Annotated in this window: 4 protein-coding genes; all 4 read left to right on the top strand. The window is 40.1% G+C overall.

Going from position 1 to position 4524, the window contains the following annotated elements:
* Window positions 1-61: 61 nt before the first annotated feature.
* Window positions 62-1213, top strand: a complete 1152-nt coding sequence (locus tag RDS42_RS12735) for a glycerol dehydrogenase (RefSeq protein ID WP_308783993.1) — start codon at window positions 62-64, stop codon at window positions 1211-1213.
* Complete coding sequence (locus RDS42_RS12730) at window positions 1203-2036, top strand: transketolase (protein WP_308783992.1); 834 nt, start codon at window positions 1203-1205, stop codon at window positions 2034-2036. The genes RDS42_RS12735 and RDS42_RS12730 overlap by 11 nt, the downstream gene beginning before the upstream one ends.
* Window positions 2037-2049: 13 nt before the next feature.
* Window positions 2050-3000 (top strand): transketolase C-terminal domain-containing protein, encoded by a 951-nt coding sequence (locus tag RDS42_RS12725; RefSeq protein WP_308783991.1) that lies wholly within the window; start codon window positions 2050-2052, stop codon window positions 2998-3000.
* A 41-nt stretch (window positions 3001-3041) separates the two neighbouring features.
* Window positions 3042-4524: xylulokinase (gene xylB, locus RDS42_RS12720; protein ID WP_308783990.1), on the top strand; the 1483-nt coding region annotated here is incomplete at its 3' end.

Genomic DNA, 4524 nt, shown 5'->3' with positions numbered 1-4524 from the left:
CATTACTAAAAGAAAGGAAAAGGTGATGTTTTAGCTTCTATAAACATCATACAAGAAAGATATGGAGATTAAGAGAAGATTTACTAGAGGCTGGTGTTCCCCGGAGCGATATGTACAAGGACCAGGAGAATTTAATAATATAAAGTTTTATACGGATAAGTTTGGGAAACATATTGCAGCATTTATTGATGGTTTTTTATATGAAGAATTTTCAGAAAGACTCCGTATAATTTATAAAGACAGTGATTGTGAACTTCGAGTGATTCCTTTTGAATCAGAGGTTACCAGAGAATTGATTGATATACGGGCTGAAGAACTTAGAGAATGGAAACCGGATCTTGTGATTGGTATTGGAGGAGGTAAAACAATAGATGTTGCAAAAGCTGTAGGAACAAAACTGGGACTTCCTTTTTTTGTAGTACCGACTATTGCTGCGACAGATGCACCAACAAGTTCCCTTTCCGTTATTTATAGAGAAGATGGTTCTCACGAGGGAGAATTCTTTTATGATCATAGCCCAAGTGTCTTAATCGTAGACAGCAGGATTATTGCGGATGCCCCAGTACGTTTTCTTATTTCGGGAATGGGGGATGCTCTGGCTACACTGATAGAGGCAGAATCAACAGCAAAATCAGATACTCCGAATTTGGTTTATCATAAGAGTGGAGGAACCAGACAGACTCTGGCAGGTAAAGCAATTGCACGAGAATGTTATGCATCACTTATGAAATATGGTGTTTTAGCTAAAATTGCATGTGAAAATCATGTAGTAACAGAGGCATTAGAGAATATTATTGAAACGAATATTCTTCTTAGTGGTCTTGGATTTGAGAATAATGCGACATCTGGTGCACATTCTGTGAATGATGGTCTGACTGCAGTAGAAAACAGTGATAAGACTATGCATGGAGAAAAAGTTGCATTTGGTTGTATCGTTCAACTGATTGCAGAGTGCGCAGATGAAAAATATCTGAAGGAAGTACTTGCTTTCTGTATGAGTGTGGGATTGCCGGTATGTCTGGAAGATCTTCATGTGAATAATACTGATGAAAATATCAGAAAGATTGCTGAGGCATCCATGCACAGTAACTGGGGGAATATGCCATTTTTCGTAAATGAGGACGTCGTTTTTTCAGCTATAAAAACTGCAGATATCTATGGAAGAAAATTCCGTGATAACTGGAGAAAAGAAGGTGAAATGCATGAAGTATAATGATAGAGAAATAAAAGCCCTTGCAGTACAGATTCGGAAGAATATCCTTCGTGCGATTGCATCAAAGGGAACGGGACATGTGGGAGGTTCCTTATCAATTGCAGATGCGCTGGCAGTTCTTTATGGCAGTGTAATGAATATTGATCCCGCAGATCCTGGAAAATCAGATAGGGATTATCTGGTGCTTTCGAAAGGCCATTGTGGTCCGGCCGTGTATGCAGCACTTGCAGCAAAAGGATACTTTGATGAAAATATTTTGGATACATTAAATCAAAATGATACTATTCTTCCGAGCCATACAGATAGAAGTAAAACACCAGGAGTAGACATGACTACCGGATCTCTTGGACAGGGCGCTTCTCTTGCGGCAGGGGCTGCATTTGCAGATAAGCTGGCAGGAAGAGAAAATTATACATATCTAATTTTGGGAGACGGAGAGTTGAACGAAGGGCAGGTATGGGAAGCAATGCTGTTTGCTGCACATCAAAGGCTTAACCATATGATTACGTTGGTTGATGCCAATGGAAAACAGCTGGATGGAACAACCGACGAGATATGTTGTCTTGGATGTATAGAGGATAAATTTAAATCTTTTGGGTTTAAAGTTATTTCTGTAGAGAATGGAAATGATACGGAAGAAATCTTTTTTGCACTAGAACAGGCAAAACAAGAGCAGAAAAAACCTGTGATTCTTGTACTTCATACAGTGAAAGGTGCTGGAGTGAAGTTTTATGCTTCTATGAAAAATTGTCATTCCACGGCAGTAAAGAAAGACAGCCTTCCGGAATTCTACCGAGAACTGGATGCTCAGAAAGAAGGATGAAAGGGGGATGAAAATGGCTGAATTGAGAAAGGTGTTTGCAGAAACTCTGGAAGAATTGATGGTTGAAAACCCAGATGTGGTTTATCTGGAGGCGGATCTTGCAGGAGCAATTGGGACTTCTTCTCTGTTTCAGAAATATCCAAATCAGGCATTTGATGTGGGAATTATGGAAGCCAATATGGTTGGTGTAGGAGCAGGAATGTCAGTAAAGGGAAAAATCCCATTTGTACATAGTTTTGGTACTTTTGCATCAAGAAGATGTGCCGATCAGGCATTTTTATCAGGCTGTTATAATCATGCGAACCTGAAAATTATAGGATCTGATCCAGGAATTACGGCAGAGGCTAATGGGGGAACGCATATGCCTTTTGAGGACGTTGGAATTTATCGTTCTTTTCCGGAAATGACGATTTTGGATGTGGCAGAACCTACATTGCTTCGCAGTCTGCTACATAAGATTGCAGAAACGTATGGTATGGTATATCTTCGTTTTCCGCGAAAACAGGTGGAATCATATTATGAAGAAGGTCAGAAATTCCAAATTGGAAAAGGTGTTGTAGTACACGATGGAAGCGATGTGACCATAATTGCATCAGGAATTGAAGTATATGAGGCAATTTGTGTGGCTGAGGAACTAAAAAAAGAAAAAATTAGTGTTCGGGTTGTGGATATGTTTACAATTAAGCCACTGGACAATAAATTAATTTTAGCGTGTGCTGAAGAAACAGGTGCTATTGTAGCAGCAGAAAATCATAATAAAATAGGTGGATTGGGATCTGCAGTGGCTGAAGTTTTGGCAGAAAATATGTCAGTACCGTTTGTAAGAGTGGGAGTTCCGGATTGTTTTGGTGAAGTAGGAAGTCGTGATTTTCTTTCACATAAATTTGGTATTTCCAGAGAACATATTATGGAAGCTGTTCGAACAGTTTTAAGAAAAAAGTATAATAAAGAACACAGCAAATGACAGACAGTTAAATGGTGAATTATATTTGAAAAGAGGAAATTATGTCATACCTGATGGGAATCGATTTAGGGACTTCTAGTGTGAAGGCTCTGATTACAGATGAAAAGGGAAAAATAAGAGGCCTTGGACAAGCTGGATATGAGGTGAAAACATCTCAACCTGGTTATGCAGAACAAGATCCGCGGGAGTGGTGGAAATGTACGAAAATAGCTGTACAACAGGCATTGGAAAGAGGCGGAATTAATGCAGAGGAAATTCAAGGAATTGGTTTTTCTGGGCAAATGCACGGGCTTGTGGCGATAGATCGAGATGGAAATCCTGTTTGTGACAGTATAATCCATTTGGATCAGAGATCTGTTCTGGAAAAAGAGGAGATTTATGAAAAAGCAGGAAATTTGATTCGGGAAGAGCTTTTGAACTGTCCGGGAACAGGAATGTTAATCTGCTCTCTTTTATGGTTGAAGCGCAACCGTCCTAAAGAATACGAAAAAATATATACTGTTTTTTCGCCAAAGGATTATATTCGTTTTCGATTGACAGGCGAAGTGGCTTCTGATTTCTGCGATACTAGTGCAACGCTTGCTTTTGATATGAAAAACAGACAATGGTGCAAAGAGCTGCTTCATCGTCTGGATTTGAAAACGGATATCTGGCCCCCAATACTGAAATCTCATGAAGATGCAGGCTTTGTTTCTAAGAAGGCGGCAGAGGAAACTGGATTGAAGGTGGGGACAACTGTAGTTGCTGGAACAGGAGATTGTGCGGCACAGCTGATAGGAAATGGAGTGACAGGAGAAGGAATTATTTCATGTAATATCGGTACTTCTTCACAGATTGCAGCTGTGACGAATGTGTCGGTAATGGATGAGGAAATGCGTTGTCAGCTTTGGTGTCATGGTGTTCCAGATATGTATATTTTTCAAGGCGGAGCAATGAATGGAGGAAATACATTAAGCTGGCTGAGAAATAAGATTTTGAAAACAAGCTGTTCCTTTGAAACCTTGGATGAGGAAGCTGGTAAAGTTGTTCCGGGCTGTAATGGAATATTTTTTCTGCCATATTTAGCGGGAGAGAGAACTCCTTGGAATGATCCTAGGGCGCGAGGTGTGTTTTTTGGACTTGGCTTAATTCATGATCAGGCTGCAATAGTACGGGCTGTAATGGAAGGTGTAGTATATAATCTTCGTATATGTAAAGAAATTTTTGATCAGAAGGACATTTACCAGGAGCGTCTGATTTCTTCTGGCGGAGGTGCCAGAGGAAATACGTGGAAACAGATACAGGCAGATATGCTGGATATGCCAGTGTATACAACAGAAGTAGATGAGGAAGCCTGTCTTGGTGCAGCCATTTTGGCAGCAGTGGGAACGGGAATGTATGCATCAGTTTCAGAAGCCTGTAAAGCAATGGTAAGCATTCGTTCAGAGGTAACGGAACCAATTCAGGAGCATGTAAAGTATTACCGAGAACATCAGGAAATTTTCTGTGAAATCTATGAGAGAGTTCGTGGAATATACAGAAAGT

Source organism: uncultured Blautia sp., assembly GCF_902497045.1.
Classification (GTDB): Bacteria; Bacillota; Clostridia; order Lachnospirales; family Lachnospiraceae; genus Blautia_A.
This window is presented reverse-complemented; position numbering and strand designations above follow the sequence as displayed.

Bases quoted from the DNA above. Each gene is read 5' to 3' on its own strand.
- RDS42_RS12735 (WP_308783993.1), top strand. From the start codon at position 62: ATGGAGATTAAGAGAAGATTTACTAGAGGCTGGTGTTCCCCGGAGCGA.
- RDS42_RS12730 (WP_308783992.1), top strand. From the start codon at position 1,203: ATGAAGTATAATGATAGAGAAATAAAAGCCCTTGCAGTACAGATTCGG.
- RDS42_RS12725 (WP_308783991.1), top strand. From the start codon at position 2,050: ATGGCTGAATTGAGAAAGGTGTTTGCAGAAACTCTGGAAGAATTGATG.